Here is a 23,145-nt window from a genome sequence, read left to right on the forward strand (position 1 = left end):
CGAAAGATGCGCGTTCATTGGCTGGCGCTGGCCCTGGTGGCGGGACTGACGGGATGCGCCGCGTCCGACCCGGACGAACCGCCGCGCGTCACCGAGCCACGACTGAGCGAGGCGTCCGCCGCGCGCGGCGAATCGCTGCTGCAGCGCGCGATGCTCGACGGGCACAATCGCGCGCGCGCCGCGGTCGGCGCGCCGCCACTGGTGTGGAACGCCGAACTTGCCGACGATGCCGCGCGCTATGCCGCGGTGCTCGCCGAGACGCGCGACTTCAAACATTCGACCGGCGTGCGCGGCCGGATCCCCGAGGGCGAGAACCTCTTCATGGGGTCGCGCGGCGCGTATCGCTATGACGAGATGGTGCAGCTGTGGGTCGACGAGCGACGCGGCTACCGGGCAGGCGTCGTGCCCGACATCAGCACGACGGGGCGCTGGCAGGACGTCGCGCATTACACGCAGATCGTCTGGCGGCGGACCAGCGCGGTCGGCTGCGCGCTCGCGAGCAGCGCGCGCGACGACTATCTGGTGTGCCGCTATTCGCCGCCGGGGAATGTCGTGGGGCGGCGCGTGGCGGATTGAGCCCCGCTTTCACCCACCTGTCACCCCGGCCTTGTGCCGGGGCCCACCAAGCCGCTGCGATGCCGCACGAAAGCAGCGCTGCGCGCGCCGCCCGGTGGGCCCCGGCACAAGGCCGGGGTGACGGATTGGGGCTTACACCACCGCCGCAATAAGCTGCGCGAAGGCATCGGCGCGGTGGCTGATCGCGTGCTTCTGCGCCGGGTCCATCTCGGCATAGGTCTGGTCGCCACCCGCAGGCACGAACACCGGATCATAACCGAACCCGACATCGCCGCGCGGCGGCCAGGTCAGCCTGCCCTCGGCACGGCCTTCGAACCATTGCACATGCCCATCGGGCCAGGCGAGCGCGAGCACGCAGACGAAGTGCGCCGCGCGGCTCGCGTCGGGCCCCTTGGTCGCGAGCGCCTGCTCGACCTTGGTCATCGCCAGGTTCCAGTCGCGCCCGTTCGGCGTCTCCGCCCAATTGGCGGTATAGACGCCGGGGTCGCCGTTCAGCGCCTCGACGCACAGCCCGCTGTCATCGGCGAGCGCGGGGAGGCCCGACAGGTCCGCCGCCTGCAACGCCTTCAGTTCGGCATTGGCGACGAAGGTCGTGCCGGTCTCCTCGGGCTCGGGGAGGTCGAGGTCGGCCGCCGAGATCGCCTCGATGCCGTGCTCGGCGAGCAGGGCGCCGATCTCGCGCACCTTGCCGACATTATGGCTGGCGATGACGAGCTTGCCGGGTGCGAGCTTGCGAATGGCCTGCGGCGCGACCTCTTGCGTCATTTTGCGACCGCCTTGGCTTGTGCGGCGAAGATGTCGGTGCAGCCGATCCGCGCCAGGCGGAGCAAGCGGAGCAGCGCTTCCTCGTCATAGGTCGCGCCTTCGGCGGTCGCCTGGACTTCGGCGATGTTGCCGTTTTCGAGCAGCACGAAGTTCGCGTCGGCGTCGGCGTTCGAATCCTCGTCATAATCGAGGTCGAGCACCGGCGTGCCCTTGAAGATCCCGCAGCTGATCGCCGCGACCTTCTGCGTCAGCGGGTCGGCGGTGAGCTTGCCGCTCGCCATCAGCCCGTCGATCGCCAGCCGCAGCGCGACCCATGCGCCCGAGATCGACGCAGTGCGCGTGCCGCCATCGGCCTGGATCACGTCGCAATCGAGCACGATCTGGCGCTCGCCGAGCAGCTTGAGATCGGTTACGGCGCGCAAGCTACGGCCGATCAGGCGCTGGATTTCCTGCGTGCGGCCCGACTGCTTGCCCTTGGCGGCCTCGCGGCTGCCGCGCGTGTGCGTGGCGCGCGGGAGCATGCCGTATTCGGCCGTCACCCAGCCTTCGCCCTTGCCGCGCAGGAACGGCGGGACCTTCTCCTCGATCGACGCGGTCACCAGCACCTTGGTGTCGCCGAAGCCGATCAGCACCGAGCCCTCGGCATGTTTGGTGAAGCGCGGCTCGATCGTGATCGTGCGCATCTGGTCGGGGGTGCGGCCGCTTGGGCGCATGGGGACTCTCCTGGAAATGATCGAGCCGCCCTAGCTGTGCGTTGGGCGGGTGTCACCCCTTGGCTGGGGGCGGCGGATGCCCACATTCGGGGCCAAGGACGACGCTAAAGACATGACCGGCTATGCACCAGCTTCACGACAGGACCGGATCATCGGCGCGGGCGGCGCGGCGGTGCTCGTCGCCCTGATCGGCTATGGGCTGGTGATGGGGCTCGGTGTCGATTTCCAGCGCCGCGTCGTCGAGGATCTCAAGGTGATCTCGGTCCTGCCCGATTCGCCCCCGCCCAAGCCCGATCCGGTGCCCGCGCCCAAAAAGGCCGAGAAGCGCAAGGAGGCCGCAGCGTCCCCGCCCAACCTCAAGGCGAAGGCGACCGAATTGGTCGCGCCGCCGCCGCCGATCGTGCTGCGCCAGCCGCCGCCGGTGGTGGTCGCGCCGATCGCGGGCATCGGCGCCGAGCGCTCGACCGGCTCCGCCGCGATCGCCGGCCCGGGAACTGGAAGCGGCGGGCAGGGCAATGGCACCGGCAGCGGCGATAGCGGCGACGGCGATGGCGGCGGTGGCGGGACCGATGCCGAGCTCATCAGCAACGAACTGCGCTACCGCGACCTGCCGCGCGACGTGTATGTATCGCAGGCCGCCGGCATGGTGACGTATCGCGCGACGATCGGGGTGAACGGTCGGCTCAGCGATTGCCGGATCGTCCGCTCGAGCGGCAACCGCGCGCTCGATGCCGCGACCTGCGCGCTCGCGCTCCAGCATGTCCGCTTCCGCCCGGCGCGCGATGCGAGCGGCCACAAGGTCGCCGACTCGGCGCTGTTCGAACAGGAATGGACCGTGACGCGCGATCCGGATCGCGAAGATCGGGACCGCTAGTCTGGCGCGCCGGACGCCACTGCCCACCGTCGTCATCCCAGCGAAGGCTGGGATCTCCCGCGGCGCGCGGGGGCGCAGAAACGGGGAGACCCCAGCGTGCGCTGGGCTGACGCGGGGGGTGTGGGCGGCGCATGGTTGGGCATCCGTCATCGGCCACCCCGCTATCGCGTCTTACCCGCCCGCGCACCACGCTCGTCATCCCAGCGAAAGCTGGGATCTCGCGCGGGCGCGCGCAAACGGGGAGACCCCAGCGTGCGCTGGGGTGACGGGCGGGCGCTGTCCTACACGGCGTGCTTATGGTATGCCCGTATCGGCTCTTTGATATCGTCGGCTGTCCAGTAACCGCTCGCGTCCGGCGAAGGGTCGGAGACGAACGCCGATCATCGCAAAAATGGAAACGATATCGTCGGTCGTTTTCGCTCCGGGGGTCAATCGAGTCAACCGACGCACGGTTGATCGCAACACGCAACCGGTTGAGCCCCGCGCCACACCGCCCCATATAGGACCCATGCGGCTGCCCCCGATCACCGAGCTCAACGACCGCGCCCGCGACGTCTTCCGCGTCGTCGTCCAGAGCTATCTCGATACCGGCGCGCCCATCGGATCGCGCACGATCGCGCATCTTTCGGGGCTCAATCTGTCGCCCGCCTCGATCCGCAACGTGATGCAGGATCTTGAGGAACTCGGCCTGCTCGCCGCGCCGCACACCAGCGCGGGGCGAATGCCGACCGAGATCGGCCTGCGTTTGTTCGTCGACGGCATGATGCAGGCGCTCGAACCCTCGGCCGAGGAGCGCGCCGCGATCGAGCGCCAGCTCGTCCAGAGCGGCCCGGTCGAACAGGCGATCGCCGCCACAACTGCTGCGCTGTCGGGCCTGTCGGCCTGCGCCGGCATGGTGATGGTCGCCAAGCGCGAGCTGGTGCTGCGCCAGATGAGCTTCGTGCCGCTCTCCGCCGACAAGGCGCTCGCCGTGCTCGTCGGCGAGGACGGCTCGATCGAGAACCGCGTGATCGACTTGCCAGCCGGCCTGCCGGTCTCGGCATTGATCGAGGCGGGCAATTACATGAGCGCGATGCTCGGCGGCCTGACGCTGTTCGAGGCGCGGGCCAAGATCGAACGCGAGTTGCTCGCCGAACGCGCCGAACTCGACGGTGCCGCACGCGCGCTGATCGAGCGTGGCCTCGCGATCTGGAGCGAGGATGGCGAGCGCCGCCCGGTGCTGATCGTGCGCGGCCAGGCGCGGCTGATCGACGATGCCGCCGCCGCCGATCTCGAACGCGTGCGCTTTCTGCTCGACGATCTCGAGGGCAAGCAGGACATTGCGCGCCTGCTCGACAATGCCAGCGCGGGCGATGCGACGCGCATTTTTATCGGCGCGGAGACCAAATTGTTCTCGCTGTCGGGCTCGTCGGTGATCGCCAAACCGTTCCGCGGATTGGACGGTCGCGTGGTCGGCGTGGTCGGCGTGATTGGGCCGACGCGGTTGAACTATGCGCGCGTCGTGCCCATGGTGGATTATACCGCCGCGACACTCGCGCGGCTGATGGCTTAGATGGATTTGTGACGACATGACCGAAGACGAAAACACCGTGGCGAACGACGCGGCCGAGCTGCGCGAAGAGACCGCCGCAGCGGCGCCCGAGGTTGCCGAGCATGACGAAACCGCCAAGCTGCGCGCCGAACTCGCCGAGTCGAAGGCCGCCGTTTTGTACGCGCATGCCGAGGCGCAGAACGTCCGCCGCCGCGCCGAGAAGGAAACCGCCGACGCACGCGCCTACGCCTCGACCAACTTCGCGCGCGACCTGCTGTCGGTCGCCGACAATCTCGCGCGCGGGCTCGACGCGATCCCGGCCGAGCTGCGCGCCGACGAGAAGATGAAGGGCCTGGTCGCGGGCCTCGAAGCGACGGGCCGCGAGCTCGAGGCGGTGTTCCAGCGCCACGGCATCAAGAAGATGGTGGCGATCGGCGAGAAGCTCGACCCGAACTTCCACCAGGCGATGTTCGAACTGCCGAGCGACCAGACGCCGGGCACCGTCGTGCAGGAGATGCAGGCGGGGTACATGATCAAGGATCGCTTGCTGCGGCCGGCGTTGGTGGGCGTGGCGAAGGCGGGATGAGCCTGATGGGCGGGGGGATTGTTCGATGAGATCCCTCCGGCCCGACTTTGAAAAAGCCTTGCGGTTCTTCGGGCGCGCCAGTCTTGGGTTTCGGGCGAAAGGATTCCAGGCGCCGGTTTTAGTTGGCGGCGCTGCGGTAGAGTTGTTCTCGAATAATCTGATTGCGACGGGCGACTTCGATATCGCAACCGCACGGCAGGAGGCTTTCGAAACCGAGCTGGTAGCGCTCGGCTTTACGAGACCGCAGGGCCCGGGGGTAGCGACGCGTGGCTGGATACATGCGGATTTCAAATTGGGGTTTGAGGTTGTTTCCGCGACGCTTCTTGACGGATTGGCGGAACGTGATCGGCTCGTCTTGATCGATCTCGGCGAGGACGGGGTCGCGGCAATCCTGTCCAGGGAGGACATGATCGCCGACCGCATGGGCCAGTTCCATTCACACGCCGCGCCCGAAATGTTGGGGCAAGCGAAAGTGTTGGCATCGCTTCACAACGATCTCGACCGTGCCTACTTGGAACGTCGTATCAGAGAAGAAACAGCAGGTGACCTCGGTGTTCAAGACCTCTCAGCCGATCCCGCTTGACGCATTCGTTGCGGAGATCGAGCGACGCCGCGCCGCGGCTGGCTACCCGGACATGCCGCGCAACGCCGGCAACCGCCGCACCGAAAGCAAGCGCGCGCTGCTAAAGGCAATCGAAGTTGCAGGGGGCAAGTGGTGATCAATTCGAACCTTACGACCGACCGCTCGACCTTCGTCACGCATCTCGAATGCTCGATGACGGGCGAGCGCTACGAAGCCGATCAGCTCCACGGCCTGTCGCGCGTCGGGCGCCCGCTGCTCGTCCGCTTCGATCTCGACGCGATCAAAGCCGCGCTAACCAAGGCGACGCTCGAGGCGCGGCAGACCGATCTGTGGCGTTGGCGCGAGCTGCTGCCCGTGCGGCGGACAGAGAACATAGTCAGCCTCGGCGAGATCGAGACGCCGCTCGTGCCGATCCCGAAGAGCGCGGGCAGCGCGAACGTGCTGGTCAAGGACGAAGGCCGCTTGCCGACGGGCAGCTTCAAGGCGCGCGGGCTCGTGATGGCGGTGGCGATGGCGAAGGAGCTGGGCGTCACCCGGATCGCGATGCCGACCAACGGCAATGCCGGTGCCGCGCTCGCCGCCTATGCGACGCGCTGCGGGATCGAGACGATCGTGCTCGCGCCCGAGGAGACGCCCGAGGTCAATATCCGCGAGATCGCCGCGCAGGGTGCGCGCGTGTACCGCGTCAACGGCCAGATCGATGATTGCGGCGCGATCGTCGGGCGCGGCGCCGCCGAGGGGCGCTGGTTCGATTTCTCGACCCTGAAGGAGCCCTACCGGATCGAGGGCAAGAAAACGATGGGGCTCGAGCTCGCCGCGCAATTCGGCTGGAAGCTCCCCGATGCGATCTTCTACCCGACCGGCGGCGGCACCGGGTTGATCGGCATGTGGAAGGCGTTCGACGAGCTCGAAAAGCTCGGCTGGATCGGCTCCGAGCGACCGCGCATGTATGCCGTCCAGGCAAGCGGCTGCGCGCCGATCGTCCGCGCGTTCGAGGCGGGCGAGGAACATGCCGAACGCTGGGAAGACGCCGCGACCGTCGCCGCCGGGATCCGCGTCCCCAAGGCGGTCGGCGATTTCCTGATCCTGCGCGCCGTCCGCGAAAGCGGTGGCAAGGCGCTCGGCGTCGGCGATCCCGCGATCCTCAAGGCGGTCGAGGATTGCGCGAAGAAGGACGGGTTGCTGCTCTGTCCCGAGGGTGGCGCGACGCTCGCCGCCTATCGCGCGGCGCTGCGCAGCGGCGAAGTCGATGAGGACGAGCGCGTCGTTCTGTTCAACTGCGCGACGGGCCTCAAATATCCGATGCCCGAGGCCAATGCCGCGGTCGATCGGTTTGGCGAGATCGATCTTGGCGCACTGTGAGGCACGCTAATATTGCTTAATTTTTTCGGCCGTATCGTGCCGTGTTGACAGCCTTGCCATGAGCTCGCACGCTTTGGTTGCCGCCGTCCGGCGCTGCCGTGCCCATGTGCGAGACCTGAGCCTATGGCCGTTGAACATCCCGTACCCGATCTCGTCCCGAGGTCGAATGTGGAATCGATCTCGGCAAAGCTGCGCTTTCTCGACGGTGCGGGGCCGATCGCGACGCTGTTGCGCACCCACGACTGGAGCGGGCATCCGCTCGGGCCCCCCGAGGATTGGCCCGCCACGCTCAAGCTGAGTGTCAGCCTGTGCCTGCGCGCGCGCTTCCCGAGCGCGGTCTATTGGGGGGCGGACTTCTGGCTGATCTTCAATGCTGCGTGGACCGGCACGGCCGGTCCCGACGCGTCGAAGCTCGCGCGTCCGGTGGCGGAGACGCGGCCTGAATTGTGGTCGATGATCGAGCCGCACTTCCGGCGGGCGTTCGAGACCGGCGAAGGCGCGACCTTCTCGTCACAGCCAGTGACCATGCTGCGCGACGGGGTACCGACGCTCACCTATTGGACCTACAACATTTCGCCGATCCAGGACGAGAACGGCACGGTCGTCGGCCTGTTCAACCAGGGCCTCGAGGTGACCGACTATGTCGAGACCGACAATGCCTTACGCGCGGCGAAGCGCGAGCGCGATTTCATCCTGACCCTCGTCGAGGAACAGCGCATCCAGCCAAGCCCGGATGACGTCATGCAGCGCACGGCCGAGGCGTTGGGTCGGTTCCTCGAGGTCGACCGGGTCGGATTTTTCGAGGTCACGCCCGAAGATCTGCTGATCTACGGAGCGTGCTGGGTCAGCGGACGCTTGTCGCCGCTGACGGGCACGACGCCTTCGGCGGTGTTCGGCAAGATCATCGGCAAGACCGTGCAACGCGGCAACACGCTGGTATTCAACGCTCCCGACGATCCGGCCGCGCCACCGCCGGCCGTCCTCGGCGCGATCGAGACCAAGGCCGGGCTGAGCGTTCCGCTGGTGCGTGGCGGCGCATTGCAAGGTGCGCTCTATGTCAGCCATGCCGAGCCGCGCGCGTGGACGCGTGGCGAGATCGCCTTGGTCGAGGAGGTCGCCGAGCTCAGCTGGGACGCGGTCGCGCGGGTCCGCGCGGTGACCGAGTTGCGCGCGCTCAACGCCGACCTTGCGCGCAAGGTCGCGGCGCGAACTGCGGAGCGCGATCAATTGTGGGAGTTCAGCACCGATCTGCTTGGCATTGCCGAGCAGGACGGGTCCTGGATTGCGGTTAATCCTGCGTGGGAGCGCTCGCTCGGCTGGTCGAACGAGGAGATCGTCGGGCGCGACAGCCAGTGGCTGCGACATCCCGACGACGAAGGCGGCAGCTCGGCCGAGATCGCGCAGATCGCGGCGGCCGGGACGACGCATCGGCTCGAACGGCGGCTGCGCACGCGCGACGGCGGCTATCGTATCTTTGCCTGGCAGACGACGCTGGTGGGCGACCGGCTCTACACCAACGCGCGCGATATTACCGAGGAGCGGCGCCAGCAGGCCGCGTTGCGGGCCGCCGATGCCCGGACGCGGATCGTGCTCAACGCGATGGAGGGCATCGGGGTCTGGACCTATGACGTCGCGCGCGACCGGTTCGATGGCGAAATCGGCTTTGCCGAGCTGTACGGGTTTACCCCCGAGCAATTGGAAACGGGGGTCTCGCTCGCCGATGTCGCGGCGCGGGTCCATCCCGATGACCAAGCGATCCTGACGGCCGCCGTCGAGCTTGCGCGCAAGACCGGACAGGACGGCGCGCACGAATATCGCCTGCGGCTGCCCGATGGCAGCGTGCGCTGGGTGATGGCGCGCAACCATGTCCAGCACGACGCGGCTGGCGGACGGGAGACCGTCGTCGGCGTCGGCGTCGATGTCAGCCGCCAGCGCGAGCTCGAGGAGCGATTGCGCCAAGCACAGAAGATGGAAGCGGTTGGCCAGCTCACCGGGGGGCTCGCGCATGACTTCAACAATCTGCTGACGGGCATTTCGGGCGCGCTAGAGCTGATGCAGCTGCGGGTGACGCAGGGGCGCACCGAAGACCTGCCGCGCTACATCAATGCGGCGCAGGCCGGCGCGGTGCGCGCGGCGGCGTTGACGCACCGGTTGCTCGCTTTCTCGCGCCGCCAGCCGCTCGACCCGCGGCCGGTCGATGTCCCGCAGCTGATCGCCGGGATGGAGGATCTCGTCCGTGGCACGCTCGGCCCGTCGATCACGCTCGAAATCGCCGCGCAGCCCAACAGCTGGCCAGTGCTGGCCGACGCCAACCAGCTCGAGAATGCGCTGCTCAACCTGTGTATCAATGCGCGCGATGCGAGCCCGGCTGGCGGGACGGTGCGGATCACGGCGCATAACGAGACTTTCGATCCGTCCGCGGCGGCAGTGCGCGACCTCCCGCCCGGCGCATATCTCGTAGTGTGCGTCGCCGATTCGGGGACGGGGATGCGTGCCGACGTCATCGCCCGCGCGTTCGATCCGTTCTTCACGACCAAGCCGATCGGGCAGGGGACGGGGCTCGGCCTGTCGATGATCTACGGCTTCGTCCGGCAATCGGGTGGGCAGATCCAGATCCACTCGACGCTCGGCGAAGGGACGACGATCTGCCTGTATCTGCCACGGCATGACGGCGCGGTCGGTGACCGCGCGCCTGCCCAGACGGGGCCCACGCTCGGCGCCGCGCGGCGCGGCGAGACCGTGCTCGTCGTCGATGACGAGCCGAGCGTGCGGATGCTGGTGAGCGAAGTGCTCGGCGAGCTCGGCTATGTCGCGCTCGAGGCCGAGACAGGCGCGGCGGCGCTCGAACTGCTGCGTTCGGCCGAGCGGATCGATTTGCTGGTGACCGATGTCGGGCTGCCCGGCGGCCTCAACGGCCGGCAAGTCGCCGATGCGGCGCGGGTCGCGCGGCCGACGCTGCCGGTGCTGTTCATTACGGGCTTTGCCGAGAATGCGGTCGTCGGCGACGGCGCGCTCGAGCCGGGGATGGCGCTGCTCGCCAAGCCGTTCGCGATGGAGGCGCTGGTCGAGCGGATCCGCACGATGCTGGGGGCGTAGGGCTGCGCTACGCCGCCCGGTCGCGCGTCACCGCGTCGCGGCGGCGCAGATACGGCGCGACGAGATTGCGCGCGCGAAACCACTCCTGGCGCTCCTGCGACAGCGTCGAGAAATTGCCGATGACGCGGCGGCAGTCGGCGCTGCGGCACTGGCAGATCATGTGCCAGTTCGATTCGGCGAGCGTCGTCGAATAGTCCCACGCGATCTCCTCGCCCGCTGCGATGTCGCGCACCGCGACCAGCGTCACGCTGCCGCCGGCGAAGCGCAGGCCGGCATTGGGGTCGCAGCTATGGTTGATGAGATCATCGATCTTGCCCGATGGCCCCATGAAATGCTGCGGCGTCACCTGGACGAAGCGATCGCTCGATCCGCGCATCAGGCTGGGCACCTGGTCGGCGCGGAAGCGGCGGCCGGTGAAGCGGATGATTGCATCGCCCTCGGCAAAGCCTTGCGCTGCATACACCGCCTTGCCGAGATGCGTCTCACCGACCGCGAACAGATTGGCGGCGGGGCCGTACGCGTCGAGCACGTAGAAGCGGCCCTGCCGGAAGCCGAGCGAGCGCAGCGGGTTGATCGTCGCCAGGCCGACCATGAACCACACGCTCGCGTGGCACAGCAGTTCGACGAGGATATAGGCATATTCGCCGACATGCTGGTCGCCGCTGCGGGTCGCGACGAGCAGCGTCGCAAGGTCGCCGATCGACCACAGGCCCCAGGCAGGCGAGCGTTCGCGCGTGCGGTCCTGCAGCACGCTCTGCCAAGTCGGCCAGAAGCTCACCGGCACCGCGACCACCACGAGCATATGCGCCCAGAAGGCATTGTGCGAGACGATCCACAGCGTCAGCGCGGCAAGGCAAGTGCCGGTGCAGAACAGCTCGCCGCGCGACGGCGCGCTCCACACCGAGCGGCGCCAGATCCCGATCGTCACCGCGGCGCATGCGAGAGCCGACAGCGCGAACACCCAGCCGGGGAGCGCGTTCGGGTTGACCGCGGCGTAGGTGGCGGCCTCGACGGTGGTGGCGGCGCTCCAGATCAGCCAGGAGGCGCGGTTGGGCTGGACGAGATGCCGACGCAGCCCGACCAAGTACAGGCCATAGCCGGCCAAGCTGCACGCGATCGCAATCAGGAACCAGGGATCGATCGGCATGCCCGCGCACCGTTAAGGTTAATTCGATGCTTATCGCATCTGCCGACTCGCGTCCACGAAAACGTAGGAATATCCACGAGTCGCGCCGAATCTCGCTGATTTGGACCCGGTTAAAGCTGTGCGACCCGCGCGATGATCTCGGCATAGATCGCGGTGAGCGCGGTCAGGTCGGCGAGCGCCACGGCTTCGTCGAGCTTGTGCATCGTTGCGTTGACCAGCCCGAATTCGACCGTCGGGCACAGCGCCGAGAGGAAACGCGCATCGGACGTCCCGCCCGTGGTCGACAGCGCGGGCGCAAAACCGGTCTGCGCTTCGATCGCGGCGCCGATCAGCGCGGAAAACGCGCCCGGCGCGGTGAGGAAGGCTTCGCCCGATATCCGCGCGGTGACGATTGCGGCGGGATCATGCCGATGGACGAGCGCTTCGATCCGCTCGACGAGTGCGCCCCCGCGCTGCTCGTCGTTGAAGCGGATGCTCAGCCGCGCACTCGCCTTGGCCGGGATGATGTTGGTGGCCGGGTTGCCGACGGTGATGTCGGTGACCTCGATGTTCGACGGCTGGAACCAGGCATTGCCCGTGTCGAGCACGAGTCCGTCGATCTCGGCGAGTATCGCGATCAGCCGCGGGATCGGATTGTCGGCGAGCTGCGGATAGGCGACATGGCCCTGCTTGCCCGGCACTTCGATCCACAGATTGACCGAGCCGCGGCGGCCGATCTTGACCATGTCGCCGAGCTTTGCCGACGAGGTCGGTTCGCCGACGAGGCAGAAATCGGGGCGGACGCCCGTTTCCGCCATCCGCTCGATCAGGCTGCGCGTGCCATAGGTGGCGGGGCCTTCCTCGTCGCCGGTCAGGATCAAGCTGAGCGGGGCGGTCGGCTCGGCGGGGATTGCGGCGATGAACGCGGCGATCGCGCCCTTCATGTCTACCGCGCCGCGGCCGTAGAGCAGGTCGCCGCGGATCTCGGGCGCGAACGCGCCGCTCGTCCAGCCCTCGCCGGGGGGCACGACATCGAGATGCCCGGCAAAGGCGAGATGCGCGCCGGTGCCGCCGCGCGTCGCGAGCAGATTCTCGACCGGGCCGTCGGGGGCTTCACCGAGGGTGAAGCGATCGACCGTGAAGCCGAGCGGCAGCAGCGCGGCTTCGACCACGTCGAACACGGTGCCCCGCGCCGGGGTCACGCTCTCGCAAGCGAGCAGCGCCTTGGCGAGGGTGACGCAATCGGGCAGGTTCGAGGTGCTATCCATGGAGGCGACATTGCCCAAGCTCGACCTCGATACAATCCCGCAAACCAATGCAACGGGCTATCCGCCGCCGTTCGATGCGCCGGTGCAGGGGCGCTGGTACCGCCGGCTCGCGCCGCTTGCTGGGCTGACGCATTTCGGGGCGAGCCATGTCACGCTCGAACCCGGAGGCTGGTCGTCGCAGCGGCACTGGCATGCCGATGAGGACGAACTGGTCGTGATGCTGTCGGGCGAGGCGGTGCTGGTCGAGGACGCCGGCGAGACGCTCCTGCGTACGGGCGACGTCGCGACGTTCGCGGCCGGGGTCGCGGACGGGCACCATCTGCAGAACCGCAGCGACACGGCCTGCGTGTTCGTCGCGATCGGCGCGGGGCCGCGGCTGCAGGGCGGGGAGTATCCCGATATCGACATGCGCTTCCTGCCCGGCCGTTACGAACGCAAGGACGGGACGCCGTATCCGACCGAGCGCGTGCCGTAGCGTCGCTTCCACCCAGGCGGAACCATGTGCCGTTCGCCGTGAGCCTGTCGAAGGGCGGCTCGCAGCAGGCTGGCGCTCAGCGTGCTGAGGGCAGGGGTTCGACAGGCGCAGCCCGAACGGATTTGGGGTGTCAGGCCGTCGGCGCCGGCTGCTCGAATTGCTCGATCACCCATTCCTCTTCCTGCGCGCTCGCGATCCAGTCCTGCATAAACGGGTGGTGGAGCACCGCGTCCATATAGGGCGCGGCGAAGCGCGCGATCGGCAGGCTGTAGGTGACGATCCGCGTCACCACCGGCGCGTACATGATGTCGGCCGCGCCGAACGCGCCGAACAGGAAATCGCCCTCGCCGCCGAAGCGGGCGCGCGCCTGTGCCCACAGCTCCATGATCCGCTCGAGATCGGCGAGCACGTCGGCGTCGGGCTGGGCGGGCGGGAAGATCTGGCGGACGTTCATGCTGTGCTTGCGGCGCAGCGCGGTGAAGCTCGAATGCATTTCCGCCGCCATCGAACGCGCCATCGCGCGCGCGGCATCGTCGGCCGGCCAGAACAGGTCGCGCGAGGTCTTCTCGGCGAGGTATTCGACGATCGCGAGGCTGTCCCACACCACGGCGTCGCCATCCCACAGGATCGGCACCTTGCCCGAGGACGGCGCGAATTCGTCGCCTTCGCGGCGCTTGTCCCACTCGGCGTCGTAGAGCGGGACGACGGCTTCTTCGAACAGCAGGCCCGATTGCTTGCACGCGAGCCAGCCGCGCAGCGACCAGGAGGAATAGGCCTTGTTGCCGATGATGAGTTTCATGGACCCTGCCTAAGCGAGCGCGGAACGCCGCGCAACCGCATCCGCGGGTGGTGTCCAGCGCCGCAATCGCGCATGAGCGCGGGCATGAATCGCAATGCGCCTTATGCCGTCCGCCTCGTCTCGATCGTGTGGCGCCGACGCGGTGCGCGCCAGGCCGGGATGCAAATCGGTCGGTTGCGGCGGCGGCTGGCGACCGGGGTCGGCGCGGTACTGCTCGGGCTGGTCGCGTTGCTGTTTGCCGGGGCGAGCGACCGCGCGCAGGCGGTTTTCGGCGTGTTGGTCGCGCGCTTCCCGTATGCGCCGCTCGCTTTGACCCCGGCGATGTTCGCGCTGGTCGTGTGGGTGACGCACCGTACCGCGCCCTACGCCCGCGGATCGGGTATTCCGCAGGTGATTGCCGCCAGCCGCGCGCCCGATACGCCGCCGAGCAACGCGCTCGTCTCGCTGTGGACGGCGTGCGTCAAACTCGTGCTGACGATCGTGATGCTGCTCGGCGGCGCGTCGGTCGGGCGCGAGGGGCCGACGGTGCAGATCAGCGCGGCGATCATGGTCAAGGTCCACCGCTATCTGCGCGTGCCGATCACCTCGGGCGTGCTGATCGCGGGCGGCGCAGCGGGGGTGGCGGCGGCGTTCAACACGCCGCTCGCGGGGGTTGCCTTCGCGATCGAGGAGCTTGCGGCCGCTTACGAGCAGCGTGTCGCGGTGCTGGTGATGGGGGCGGTGATGATCGCGGGCCTAGTAAGCCTCGGGATCGCGGGCGACTATGTCTATTTCGGGGTGATGCACGAGACGCTGGGAGTGTCGGCGGTCTTGCTCGTCACCCCGGTTGCAGGCGTGCTCGGCGGTGCCGCGGGCGGGCTGTTCTCGCGGCTGGTGCTGGGCTTTGCGGGCGCGCGCTGGCGGCCGATCGCGGCGGCGCGGGCGCACCCGATCCTGTTCGCTGCCGGATGCGGGTTGGTTGTCGCGCTGCTCGGGATTGTCACCGGCGGCGCGACGTGGGGCACTGGCTATGGCGCGACGCGCGCCTTGGTCGAAGGGCATGGCCAGTCGGACTGGTTCGGGCCAGCCAAGTTCCTCGCAGCGCTCGCCACGACGCTCAGCGGCGCGCCGGGCGGCATCTTCGCGCCATCGCTCGCGGTGGGGGCCGGGTTCGGCAATCTGCTGACCGGGCTGTTCGCTGGCCAGCCGGCGGGTGCGGTCGTGCTGCTCGGCATGACCGCCTATTTCGTCGGCGTGGTGCGCGCGCCGCTGACCGCGGTGATCATCGTGATGGAGGCGACGGCGGCGCGCGGGCTGATCCTGCCGCTGTTCGCGACCGCGCTGATCGCCGATGCGGCGAGCACATTGGTCTGCCGTGAGCGGCTGTATCACGGGCTCGCCAAACCGTTCGTGGCGCTGGTGGAGGGTAAGGCATGACACAACACGATTTCACCGCGCGAATCGCCTGGACGGGCAACCGCGGGGCGGGGACCTCCACCTATCGCGGTTACGACCGGACGTGGGACATCGCGACGCCCGGTGGGGCGGTGGTGGCGTGCTCGAACGATCCGCGGCTCGGCGGCGATCCGGCGTTGCCCAACCCCGAGGACCTGCTGCTGGCGAGCTTAGCGGGGTGCCACATGCTGTGGTACCTGCACCTGGCGAGCGTCGCCGGCGTGGTGGTGACCGGCTATAGCGACGATCCGCTCGGCATGGGCGAGAGCGCGCCCGACGGCACCGGGTGCTTCGTCAAGGCAGTGCTGCGGCCTCGGATCGAGGTCGCGGCGGGGAGTGACCTGACGGTGGCGGATGCGATCCACGCGCAGATCCACGCGCACTGCTTCATCGCGCGGTCGGTAAACTTTTCGGTCGAGGTAGCGGCAACCTACGTCGAGGTTTGAACCGCGTCGGTCGATGGACCGACGCGCGCAAGTCTCAGCGTACCGCTTCGATTACCGCTGCGCGCAGTTCGGGGATGCCGAGCCCGGTCTCGCTAGACGTCACCAGGATCTCGGGATGCGCTGCCGGGCGCTTGCGCGCTTCGACCGCGGTCGCTTCGGTAACCTCTACCAGCTCCGACGCCTTGATCTTGTCGGCCTTGGTGATGACCATGCGGTAGCTCACCGCCGCCTTGTCGAGCATCTCGAGAATGTCGCGATCGACCTCCTTGATGCCGTGGCGCGCGTCGATCAGCACCAGCGCGCGCTTGAGCACGTCGCGCCCGCGCAGGAAATCGTTGACCATGAAGCGCCACTTCTTGACCAGGTCCTTCGGCGCCTTGGCATAGCCATAGCCGGGCATGTCGACGAGGCGGAACGCCAGCGGATTGCCGACGTCGAAGAAGTTCAGCTCCTGCGTGCGGCCCGGCGTGTTCGACGTGCGCGCGAGCGAGTTGCGGTTGGTCAGCGCGTTGAGCAGCGACGATTTGCCGACGTTCGAGCGGCCAGCAAAGGCGACTTCGTTGACCGTCGGCTCGGGAATAAACTCGAGCGTCGGCGCCGACTTCAGGAACGCGATCGGCCCGGCGAAGAGCTTGCGCGCAATCTCGATATCTTCTGGTTCGAAGCTCACTTCTTCACCGCCGGCTCTTTGAGGCCCGGGTGCCGCGCGTACAGCAGGCGCTGCTGCGCGACGGTCCACAGGTTCGAGGTGATCCAATAGACCTGCAGGCCGACCGCGAACGGCGCCATCACGAACATCAGCACCCACGGCATGATCGCGAACACCTGCTTCTGCGCGTCGTCCATCGGCGCCGGGTTCAACTTGAACTGGAAGAACATCGAGATGCCGAGCAGCACCGGCACGATGCCGATCGCGAGGAAGGGCGGCAGATGGTACGGCAAATAGCCGAACGCATTGAGGATCGTCGCCGGGTCGGGCGCCGACAGATCGTGGATCCAGCCGACGAACGGCTGGTGGCGCATTTCGATCGTCAGCAGCAACACCTTGTAGAGCGAGTACATGATCGGGATCTGGATCAGCGTCGGCAGGCAGCCCGCGAGCGGGTTGACCTTCTCGGCCTTGTACAGCGCCATCACTTCCTGCTGTGCGCGCGCCTTGTCGTCCTTATGCTTCTCCTGGATCGCCTTCATCTTCGGCTGGATCGCCTTCATCGCGGCCATCGAGGCGAACTGGCGCTGCGCGACCGGGAAGATCAGCGTGCGGATCGTGACGGTGAGCAGGATGATCGCGACACCGAAATTGCCGATCATGCGGAACAGCCAGTCGAGATATTTGAAGATCGGCTTTTCGACGACTTCGAACCAGCCCCAGTCGATCGCCTTGCCGAAATGCTGGATGCCGAGGCGATCCTCATAGCGGTCGAGCGTGTTGGTTTCCTTCGCGCCTGCAAAGAACTTCGCGGTCGAGACGAGCGCCTTGCCCGGCGCGATGACGCGCGGCGCCTGTGTGAAATCGCCCTGGAAGGTGTCGCCATTGGCGGCGTGGAAGCCGGCATGGACCTGCGCCTTGGGGTCGGGGATCACGGCGGCGAGGAAATATTTGTCGCCAAAGCCGAGCCAGCCGCCTTTTGCGTCGAAAAAGTTGTCGCCGGCCTTGGCATTGCTGCCCCAGATGCGGCCCATGAAGGTCGCGTCCTTGCCCTTCAGATTGTCGAAGGTGATGTCGTAGGTCGCGCCTTTGTCGAACACGCCGATCGGGCCGATGTGATTGGTCCAGGTGTCGGGCTCGGTGCCAACGCCCGAGCGCGAGACGAGCGCATAGGGGCGCAGCGCTACGGCCGCGGGGCCGGCATTGCCGACGCTCTGGCGTACCGTGAACATGTATTTGTCGTCGATCGCGAAGGTGAGCGCGAAGACCTGGCCCTTGCCGTTCGCCCAGCGCAGCGTGACCGGCGTGGTGGGGGTGAGCGCACCACCGCTCGCGGTGAAGACGGTGTCGCCATTGGGGACGCTGACGCCGTCGCCGTTCCAGCCGAAGCCCGCAAAATACGCGTCCTTGGTGCCGCGCGGCGACAGCAAGCGGATCGGCGGTGAATTTTTGTCGATCGTCTGCTTGTATTTGGTCAGCGTCAGATCATCGATCCGCGCGCCCCTGAGGTTGATCGAGCCTTGGAGGTCGGCGGTGCGGATCGGCACGCGCGGGCTCTCGGCCTGGACGATCTTGAGATCGCGCACGGCCGCGGCACCCGTCGCGGCAGGGCCGGTCGGCGTGGCGACGACCTGGCTCTTGCCGTCGACCAGCTTGGTGGCAGGCGGGTTCGCCGCGCGCGGGAAGAAGCGCGCCGACAGGAAATTGCCGCCGAACAGGATGATCGCGGCGAGCACCGCGAACAGGATGAAATTGCGGGTGTCTTGTTTCACGCTGGCGTTATCCGTTCGTCACTCGCGGGAGTCTTCAGGGCACAGGATCGGGTCCGAACCCGCCCCAGGGATGGCATCGCGCGATTCGCTTGGCCGCCAACCACCCACCTTTCACCGCGCCATAGCGACGTAAGGCGGTGATTGCATAGGCGGAACAGCTTGGCTGATAGCGGCAGGTAGGCGGCAGGACCGCCGAAGGGCCGATCTGCCAGCCGCGGACGAGCAGCACGAGGAGGCGAGTCAGCATGGCTGCGCTCCGGCGCGAATCGCCCATCCGTCACCCCGGCCTTGTGCCGGGGTCCACCGGGCGGCTCGCGCATCCCTTGCAATCTGGGCGTTGCGCGGGGTGCGAAGTGGGCCCCGACACAAGGCCGGGGTGACAGTGGGGGGCGTGGGGCTCACCGTGCCACCTTCGCCAGCGCCTTGACCAGCTCGGCGCGCAGCACGGCGTAATCGCGCTCGATCCCGCCATTGCGGCCGATCAGCACATGGTCCGCCCCGCGCACGCCCGAATCGGGGAGCACATCACGCGCCAAAGCGCGCAACCGGCGTTTCATCCGGTTCCGCACCACGGCATTGCCGATTTTCTTGGTAACGGTGAAGCCGACACGCATGTCGCTCGATCCGTCGTCGCGGGCGCGCACTTGCAGGACAAAGCCCGGCATCGGCGCTCGCTTGCCAGTATTCGCCGCGAGAAAATCGCGGCGAATCTGCAAAGTCCGTATGTCGGCTCCGCCGACGGGGTCGCTTAGGCCGACAGCTTCTTGCGGCCGCGGTTGCGGCGCGCGCGAATCACGTTGCGGCCGCCTGGCGTCGCCATGCGCGAGCGGAACCCGTGGCGGCGTGCGCGCACCAGATTGCTCGGCTGAAAGGTCCGCTTCATCGTTCATTCCCTAAAATTCTGCCCGGGGCACGTCTAAATAGAAAACGGCCGCCACGAGGACGGCCTTGGTGGGCTGCGCTTAACGACCGACCTGCGCAAAGTCAACGCGGGCGATCGTTCGTCGGCGGGGCGAGAATCTCGGCGAGGCGCTGGCGGAAGGTCGGCGGCGGACCCTCGGGCATCACCGCCTTGTCGCGCGCACGGCGCCGCGCCGCGCTTTTGCGGCGCAGCCCCATGTCGGCATAATGGCCGATCGCTGGCCAGCGACGCTTGGTGTCGACGAAGATTCGCTTGGTGCGGTGCGAATTCTGCAACATCAGCGCAAGGCCTGCGGCGAACACGAAAATGCCGCCCGGTCCGGGAATCGCACCGACCAGCGGCGAGAGAATCACCAGAACGACGCCGGTGGAAAACCATAGCGTACGGAGCATTGGATGGCGTTGCGGCTTCATTGACGTTCGATGTGGGTCGCGCGGGCCGGTTCGGCAAGGCGCGATCGCGCCACGCCAGCACGCCCGCTATCGTCACGGGCAAAAGACGTTATGCTGTCAGCACTTGCTGGGGGGTGGGGATGGTCGCGAGCGTGTCGACGGTGGCGTATCTCGGGCTCGAGGCGCGTGCCGTCGAGGTCCAGGTGCAGCTCATTCCCGGATTGCCGGGCTTCTATGTCGTCGGGCTCGGCGACAAGGCGGTCGGCGAGAGCCGCGAGCGCGTGCGCGGCGCGATCGCCGCGATGGGGCTTGCGCTGCCGCCCAAGCGGATCGTGGTCAATCTCTCGCCCGCCGACTTGCCCAAGGAAGGATCGCATTTCGACTTGCCGATCGCGCTCGGGTTGCTTGCCGCGATGGGCGTGGTCGATGCCGAGACGCTGAGCGACTATCTCGTCGTCGGCGAATTGAGCCTCGACGCACGGATTGCGCCGTCGCCGGGGGTGCTGCTCGCGGCGCTGCATGCCTCGGAGCGTGGGCTCGGGCTGATCTGCCCGGCGGCGCAGGGCGCCGAGGCGGCATGGGCGGGGCAGGCGGTGCTCGCCGCGCCCGACATCCTCTCGCTGATCAACCACTTCAAGGGGCATGGCCTGCTCGGCGCACCGCAGCCAGGCACGGTCGAGGCGGTGCTTGCCGGACCCGATCTGCGCCAGGTCAAGGGGCAGGAAACCGCCAAGCGCGCGCTCGAGATCGCGGCGGCTGGCGGGCACAACCTTTTGATGGTCGGCCCGCCTGGGTCGGGCAAGTCGCTGATGGCATCGTGCCTGCCCGGCATCCTGCCGCCGCTCGATCCGGCCGAAGCGCTCGAAGTGTCGATGGTGGCGAGTGTCGCGGGCACGCTCACCGGGGGGCGTCTGACTCGGTCGCGGCCGTACCGCGCGCCGCATCATTCGGCGTCGATGGCGGCGCTGGTCGGCGGTGGATTGAAGGTCAAGCCGGGCGAAGTCAGCCTCGCGCATCTCGGCGTGCTGTTCCTCGACGAACTGCCCGAGTTCCAGCGTGCGGTGCTCGATTCGCTGCGCCAGCCGCTCGAGACGGGAACGGTCAGCGTCGCGCGCGCCAATGCGCACGTCACTTTCCCGGCGCGCGTCCAGTTGATCGCGGCGATGAATCCGTGCCGCTGCGGGCATCTCGGCGATGCCGCGCTGGCGTGCTCGCGCGCGCCGCGCTGTGCCGCGGATTACCAGGCGAAGGTGTCGGGCCCGCTGCTCGACCGGATCGATTTGCATGTCGAAGTGCCGGCGGTGAGCGCGGCGGATCTCGTGCTGCCGCCGCCCGCCGAAGGTTCGGCCGAGGTCGCGGCGCGCGTTGCGACGGCGCGCGGCGTCCAGACGCTGCGCTACGCCGATCACCCGGTGCGCACCAACGCCGAGGCCGATGGCGCATTGCTCGATGCGGTCGCGACGCCCGACGATCCCGGGCGCGCGTTGCTGGCGCAGGCATCGGCGGCGATGCGGCTGTCGGCGCGGGGCTATACGCGCATCCTGCGCGTCGCGCGGACGATCGCCGATCTCGCCGGGGCCGAGCAGGTCGGGCGGCTGCACGTCGCCGAGGCGTTGAGCTATCGCCGCCAAGCGCCGCGCAATTGAAGGACTTGCCCCCGCAATGTTTGGCCGCGACACTATAAGGATGCGCAGCCCGCGCCAGGGGATAGACGATGGAATGGATGATCTTGCCGTTGAAGCGCTACGCGCACTTCAATGGCCGCTCGCGCCGCAAGGAATATTGGATGTGGATCCTGTTCCAGGTGATCGTCGGCATCGTGCTCAGCTTCATCGACGCAGCGCTCGGGCTTGGCGGACAGGCAACCGGCACGACGAGTGCAGTGCCGGGTAGCGTCGCTGCGGCGGGCAATCTGCGCGGCGGGATCCTCAGCAATATCTTCTCGCTTGCGGTGCTGCTGCCCAACATCGCGGTCGCGGTGCGGCGGATGCACGACATCGACCGCAGCGGCTGGTACATCCTGCTGCCGATGGTCCCGGTATTCGTCGCGATCTTCGCCGTGGCGGGCAGCGCGGCGTCGGGAAACATGGGCGTGATGGTACTGGCAGGCGTCGCCGGGCTTGCCGCGCTGGTCTGCAGCATCCTCGTGTTCGTCTGGTATTGCACCGCCGGCACGCCGGGCCCCAACCGCTTCGGCAACGATCCCAAGGCGGACGTTCCTGCCGATCTGGCGCGCACGTTCGAGTAATCGGCACGGTCGCGTGACGCGGGAACGGCGCGGCGATCGGGGCGGTCGCCGCCACCGCTACGGCGTGGTGCGGAGCTCGTAAGGGATCCGCCCGCGCCGGTCGGGATCGATGTGCAAATCGCTCGCGGCCGGCGGGAAGGCGCGCTGGTCGCAATCGGCGCGCGGGCAGACGCGGCACGAGCTGCCGATCGGCGTCGCGCTGCTGTCGGTGCGCAAGCCATCGGCATAGACGAAGGCCGACGCGTACCGCTCCTCGCAGCCGAGCGCGACGGCGTAGCGGCGCGGGGCGCGCGTATAGCTGTTCGACGGTTTGACGAGCCCCTTTGCCATCGAGACGTAGCGCACGCTGTCGGGCGTCTCGGCGAGCTGGACGAGGATGCGATCGGGGATCGCCACGGCTTCGTGCACCACCCAGAGCGGACAGGCCCCGCCGAAGCGCGCGAATTCGAGCCGTGTCGCCGAATGCCGCTTGGTGATGTTGCCCGCCATGTCGACGCGGCAGAAGAAGACGGGGATGCCGAGCGCGCCGGGGCGCTGGAGCGTCGAGAGGCGGTGGCAGGTTTGCTCGAAGCTCGTCCCGAACTGGAGCCGGAGCTGGTCGACGTCGTGGCGACACTCGCGCGCGGCCTGGCGGAAGGCGAGGTACGGCATCAGCAATGCCCCGGCGGCGTAATTGGTGATGCCCGCGCCGAGCAGCTGGCGTCCGACGCTCGTCTGCGATCCGCGTGCTGCGATGCTCGCGACGAGATCGCCGAATTCGAGCCGCGCGAGCTGATACGCGACCGAGAACAGGATGCTTTCGGCCGGCTGCGACGGATCGACATGCAGCACGCCCGCCGGATCGAACGCGCGGATCGCGCTGTCGCCCTTTGCGATCGGCGCGACGCGCACGCCGAACCGGTCGAGCAGCCGCGCCTCGATCTGCTGCAGCGCCGGGCCGTCGGCGAATTCGGCGGCGATCCGCTCGGCGGCGCGGTCGATCTCGTCGATGTAGTTCTGCTGCGCGTGAAACCAGTCGCGCACTTCCTCCCACGGCAGGCGGCGCGCGCTGCCCTCGGCGCCGACCTGATCGTCGAGCGCGCGCAATTGCGCGAGATGGGCGCGCTGCGTCGCATAGAGCGCGGCGAGGCGGCGGGCGATCAACGGGTGCTGGCGGATGACGCGTTCGATATCGCTGAGATCACTAACGACGTCGCCGACGCTCGGGTCCGAACAGGCGTCGATCACATCCGACAGCAGTGTCTCGGTTTCGCTCGGGTCGATCGCCGACCAGTCATGCGGATAGTGCGTCGCGAGCGCTGCCAGCACGTTGCCCGTGATCGGCCGGTCACCGCTCTCGATCTGCGAGAGATACGACACCGAGATGGCGAGCGACCGCGCCATCTCGGCCTGGCTCAGGCCGAGCTGCTTGCGCACCGCGCGGACACGGTAGCCGTCGAACGATCGGCGCGACTGGGGGACGGGCATTGTGAAGTTTCCACACGCATATTTGCAAAACCACATTTGCATAGTGCGCGCAGAGCGGCAA

The 23,145-nt window shown here is 67.9% G+C and carries 25 protein-coding genes; 13 read left to right on the forward strand and 12 right to left on the reverse strand.

Going from position 1 to position 23,145, the window contains the following annotated elements; genetic code table 11:
- Positions 1-6 precede the first annotated feature (6 nt).
- A complete protein-coding gene (locus E2E30_RS00935) occupies positions 7-576 on the forward strand; it encodes a CAP domain-containing protein (protein ID WP_133186380.1) in 570 nt (189 codons plus the stop codon).
- A gap of 132 nt (positions 577-708) precedes the next feature.
- Here E2E30_RS00935 and rdgB read toward each other — a convergent pair whose 3' ends face one another.
- Positions 709-1,341, reverse strand: a complete 633-nt coding sequence (gene rdgB, locus E2E30_RS00940; RefSeq protein WP_133186382.1) for an RdgB/HAM1 family non-canonical purine NTP pyrophosphatase — start codon at positions 1,339-1,341, stop codon at positions 709-711.
- Positions 1,338-2,054: a ribonuclease PH gene (rph, locus tag E2E30_RS00945; protein WP_133186384.1), complete on the reverse strand. Its 717-nt coding sequence runs from the start codon at positions 2,052-2,054 to the stop codon at positions 1,338-1,340. Before rph ends, rdgB begins: the two co-directional genes overlap by 4 nt.
- A gap of 76 nt (positions 2,055-2,130) precedes the next feature.
- Between rph and E2E30_RS00950 the strand changes: the two genes are divergently transcribed.
- From E2E30_RS00950 to E2E30_RS00975, 7 genes are all read left to right on the forward strand, one after another.
- On the forward strand, positions 2,131-2,928 hold the full coding sequence (locus E2E30_RS00950; RefSeq protein WP_240699001.1) for an energy transducer TonB: 798 nt from the start codon (positions 2,131-2,133) through the stop codon (positions 2,926-2,928).
- 508 nt (positions 2,929-3,436) lie between these two features.
- A complete protein-coding gene (gene hrcA, locus E2E30_RS00955) occupies positions 3,437-4,480 on the forward strand; it encodes a heat-inducible transcriptional repressor HrcA (RefSeq protein WP_133186386.1) in 1,044 nt (347 codons plus the stop codon).
- Positions 4,481-4,496: 16 nt separating this feature from the next.
- Positions 4,497-5,045: a nucleotide exchange factor GrpE gene (gene grpE / locus E2E30_RS00960; RefSeq protein WP_133186388.1), complete on the forward strand. Its 549-nt coding sequence runs from the start codon at positions 4,497-4,499 to the stop codon at positions 5,043-5,045.
- Between the two features lie 25 nt (positions 5,046-5,070).
- Positions 5,071-5,628: a hypothetical protein gene (locus E2E30_RS00965; protein WP_133186390.1), complete on the forward strand. Its 558-nt coding sequence runs from the start codon at positions 5,071-5,073 to the stop codon at positions 5,626-5,628.
- Positions 5,588-5,764, forward strand: a complete 177-nt coding sequence (locus E2E30_RS20645) for a hypothetical protein (protein ID WP_165954427.1) — start codon at positions 5,588-5,590, stop codon at positions 5,762-5,764. The genes E2E30_RS00965 and E2E30_RS20645 overlap by 41 nt, the downstream gene beginning before the upstream one ends.
- Positions 5,764-6,990: a threonine synthase gene (locus tag E2E30_RS00970; protein ID WP_133191867.1), complete on the forward strand. Its 1,227-nt coding sequence runs from the start codon at positions 5,764-5,766 to the stop codon at positions 6,988-6,990. Before E2E30_RS20645 ends, E2E30_RS00970 begins: the two co-directional genes overlap by 1 nt.
- 168 nt (positions 6,991-7,158) lie before the next feature.
- Positions 7,159-10,086, forward strand: a complete 2,928-nt coding sequence (locus E2E30_RS00975) for a PAS domain-containing protein (RefSeq protein WP_240699002.1) — start codon at positions 7,159-7,161, stop codon at positions 10,084-10,086.
- 7 nt (positions 10,087-10,093) lie between these two features.
- Here E2E30_RS00975 and E2E30_RS00980 read toward each other — a convergent pair whose 3' ends face one another.
- Positions 10,094-11,233 (reverse strand): SET domain-containing protein, encoded by a 1,140-nt coding sequence (locus E2E30_RS00980; protein WP_133186394.1) that lies wholly within the window; start codon positions 11,231-11,233, stop codon positions 10,094-10,096.
- 110 nt (positions 11,234-11,343) lie between these two features.
- Positions 11,344-12,480, reverse strand: coding sequence for a succinyl-diaminopimelate desuccinylase (gene dapE, locus E2E30_RS00985; RefSeq protein ID WP_133186396.1), 1,137 nt, complete (start codon positions 12,478-12,480; stop codon positions 11,344-11,346).
- A gap of 10 nt (positions 12,481-12,490) precedes the next feature.
- On the opposite strand from dapE, the gene E2E30_RS00990 reads away from it, so the two are divergent.
- Entirely contained in the window at positions 12,491-12,955 is a 465-nt protein-coding gene (locus E2E30_RS00990; RefSeq protein ID WP_206365621.1) for a cupin domain-containing protein, read from the forward strand.
- Between the two features lie 130 nt (positions 12,956-13,085).
- Here the strand turns inward: E2E30_RS00990 and E2E30_RS00995 are convergent, their stop codons facing one another.
- Positions 13,086-13,754: a glutathione S-transferase family protein gene (locus E2E30_RS00995; RefSeq protein WP_133186400.1), complete on the reverse strand. Its 669-nt coding sequence runs from the start codon at positions 13,752-13,754 to the stop codon at positions 13,086-13,088.
- A 72-nt stretch (positions 13,755-13,826) separates the two neighbouring features.
- On the opposite strand from E2E30_RS00995, the gene E2E30_RS01000 reads away from it, so the two are divergent.
- Both E2E30_RS01000 and E2E30_RS01005 read left to right on the forward strand, forming a co-directional pair.
- Positions 13,827-15,170 carry a chloride channel protein gene (locus tag E2E30_RS01000; RefSeq protein WP_133186402.1) on the forward strand — a complete coding sequence of 448 codons (1,344 nt, stop codon included), beginning with the start codon at positions 13,827-13,829 and terminating at the stop codon, positions 15,168-15,170.
- The gene (locus E2E30_RS01005; RefSeq protein WP_133186404.1) at positions 15,167-15,634 is read left to right on the forward strand and encodes an OsmC family protein; all 468 of its coding nucleotides are present in this window, start codon (positions 15,167-15,169) and stop codon (positions 15,632-15,634) included. Before E2E30_RS01000 ends, E2E30_RS01005 begins: the two co-directional genes overlap by 4 nt.
- A 34-nt stretch (positions 15,635-15,668) precedes the next feature.
- Here the strand turns inward: E2E30_RS01005 and yihA are convergent, their stop codons facing one another.
- From yihA to E2E30_RS01035, 6 genes are all read right to left on the reverse strand, one after another.
- Positions 15,669-16,304: a ribosome biogenesis GTP-binding protein YihA/YsxC gene (yihA, locus tag E2E30_RS01010; protein WP_133186406.1), complete on the reverse strand. Its 636-nt coding sequence runs from the start codon at positions 16,302-16,304 to the stop codon at positions 15,669-15,671.
- A complete protein-coding gene (gene yidC, locus E2E30_RS01015; RefSeq protein WP_133186408.1) occupies positions 16,301-18,055 on the reverse strand; it encodes a membrane protein insertase YidC in 1,755 nt (584 codons plus the stop codon). The genes yihA and yidC overlap by 4 nt, the downstream gene beginning before the upstream one ends.
- Before the next feature lie 34 nt (positions 18,056-18,089).
- Complete coding sequence (gene yidD, locus E2E30_RS01020) at positions 18,090-18,302, reverse strand: membrane protein insertion efficiency factor YidD (RefSeq protein ID WP_133186410.1); 213 nt, start codon at positions 18,300-18,302, stop codon at positions 18,090-18,092.
- A gap of 151 nt (positions 18,303-18,453) precedes the next feature.
- Complete coding sequence (rnpA, locus tag E2E30_RS01025) at positions 18,454-18,771, reverse strand: ribonuclease P protein component (protein WP_133186412.1); 318 nt, start codon at positions 18,769-18,771, stop codon at positions 18,454-18,456.
- A gap of 32 nt (positions 18,772-18,803) precedes the next feature.
- Positions 18,804-18,938: a 50S ribosomal protein L34 gene (gene rpmH, locus E2E30_RS01030; RefSeq protein ID WP_010162954.1), complete on the reverse strand. Its 135-nt coding sequence runs from the start codon at positions 18,936-18,938 to the stop codon at positions 18,804-18,806.
- A 101-nt stretch (positions 18,939-19,039) separates the two neighbouring features.
- Positions 19,040-19,369 (reverse strand): hypothetical protein, encoded by a 330-nt coding sequence (locus E2E30_RS01035; protein ID WP_133186414.1) that lies wholly within the window; start codon positions 19,367-19,369, stop codon positions 19,040-19,042.
- A 140-nt stretch (positions 19,370-19,509) separates the two neighbouring features.
- Between E2E30_RS01035 and E2E30_RS01040 the strand changes: the two genes are divergently transcribed.
- Both E2E30_RS01040 and E2E30_RS01045 read left to right on the forward strand, forming a co-directional pair.
- Complete coding sequence (locus tag E2E30_RS01040) at positions 19,510-21,015, forward strand: YifB family Mg chelatase-like AAA ATPase (RefSeq protein WP_133186416.1); 1,506 nt, start codon at positions 19,510-19,512, stop codon at positions 21,013-21,015.
- A gap of 68 nt (positions 21,016-21,083) precedes the next feature.
- The gene (locus E2E30_RS01045; RefSeq protein WP_133186418.1) at positions 21,084-21,617 is read left to right on the forward strand and encodes a DUF805 domain-containing protein; all 534 of its coding nucleotides are present in this window, start codon (positions 21,084-21,086) and stop codon (positions 21,615-21,617) included.
- A 57-nt stretch (positions 21,618-21,674) separates the two neighbouring features.
- Here E2E30_RS01045 and E2E30_RS01050 read toward each other — a convergent pair whose 3' ends face one another.
- Positions 21,675-23,084, reverse strand: a complete 1,410-nt coding sequence (locus E2E30_RS01050; protein ID WP_133186420.1) for a helix-turn-helix domain-containing protein — start codon at positions 23,082-23,084, stop codon at positions 21,675-21,677.
- Positions 23,085-23,145: the final 61 nt, after the last annotated feature.

This window comes from Sphingomonas sp. AAP5, from assembly GCF_004354345.1.
Taxonomy (GTDB): domain Bacteria; phylum Pseudomonadota; class Alphaproteobacteria; order Sphingomonadales; family Sphingomonadaceae; genus Sphingomonas; species Sphingomonas glacialis.

What these genes read in the sequence shown, in the direction of transcription:
- E2E30_RS01050 (WP_133186420.1), bottom strand. Translation starts at nt 23,084, where the DNA reads ATGCCCGTCCCCCAGTCGCGCCGATCGTTCGACGGCTACCGTGTCCGC.
- grpE (WP_133186388.1), top strand. Translation starts at nt 4,497, where the DNA reads ATGACCGAAGACGAAAACACCGTGGCGAACGACGCGGCCGAGCTGCGC.
- rpmH (WP_010162954.1), bottom strand. Translation starts at nt 18,938, where the DNA reads ATGAAGCGGACCTTTCAGCCGAGCAATCTGGTGCGCGCACGCCGCCAC.
- yidD (WP_133186410.1), bottom strand. Translation starts at nt 18,302, where the DNA reads ATGCTGACTCGCCTCCTCGTGCTGCTCGTCCGCGGCTGGCAGATCGGC.
- E2E30_RS01040 (WP_133186416.1), top strand. Translation starts at nt 19,510, where the DNA reads ATGGTCGCGAGCGTGTCGACGGTGGCGTATCTCGGGCTCGAGGCGCGT.
- rdgB (WP_133186382.1), bottom strand. Translation starts at nt 1,341, where the DNA reads ATGACGCAAGAGGTCGCGCCGCAGGCCATTCGCAAGCTCGCACCCGGC.
- E2E30_RS00965 (WP_133186390.1), top strand. Translation starts at nt 5,071, where the DNA reads ATGAGATCCCTCCGGCCCGACTTTGAAAAAGCCTTGCGGTTCTTCGGG.
- E2E30_RS00995 (WP_133186400.1), bottom strand. Translation starts at nt 13,754, where the DNA reads ATGAAACTCATCATCGGCAACAAGGCCTATTCCTCCTGGTCGCTGCGC.
- E2E30_RS00950 (WP_240699001.1), top strand. Translation starts at nt 2,131, where the DNA reads ATGCCCACATTCGGGGCCAAGGACGACGCTAAAGACATGACCGGCTAT.
- rph (WP_133186384.1), bottom strand. Translation starts at nt 2,054, where the DNA reads ATGCGCCCAAGCGGCCGCACCCCCGACCAGATGCGCACGATCACGATC.
- dapE (WP_133186396.1), bottom strand. Translation starts at nt 12,480, where the DNA reads ATGGATAGCACCTCGAACCTGCCCGATTGCGTCACCCTCGCCAAGGCG.
- E2E30_RS01000 (WP_133186402.1), top strand. Translation starts at nt 13,827, where the DNA reads ATGAGCGCGGGCATGAATCGCAATGCGCCTTATGCCGTCCGCCTCGTC.
- hrcA (WP_133186386.1), top strand. Translation starts at nt 3,437, where the DNA reads ATGCGGCTGCCCCCGATCACCGAGCTCAACGACCGCGCCCGCGACGTC.
- E2E30_RS01045 (WP_133186418.1), top strand. Translation starts at nt 21,084, where the DNA reads ATGGAATGGATGATCTTGCCGTTGAAGCGCTACGCGCACTTCAATGGC.
- E2E30_RS00935 (WP_133186380.1), top strand. Translation starts at nt 7, where the DNA reads ATGCGCGTTCATTGGCTGGCGCTGGCCCTGGTGGCGGGACTGACGGGA.
- E2E30_RS00980 (WP_133186394.1), bottom strand. Translation starts at nt 11,233, where the DNA reads ATGCCGATCGATCCCTGGTTCCTGATTGCGATCGCGTGCAGCTTGGCC.
- E2E30_RS01035 (WP_133186414.1), bottom strand. Translation starts at nt 19,369, where the DNA reads ATGCTCCGTACGCTATGGTTTTCCACCGGCGTCGTTCTGGTGATTCTC.
- E2E30_RS01005 (WP_133186404.1), top strand. Translation starts at nt 15,167, where the DNA reads ATGACACAACACGATTTCACCGCGCGAATCGCCTGGACGGGCAACCGC.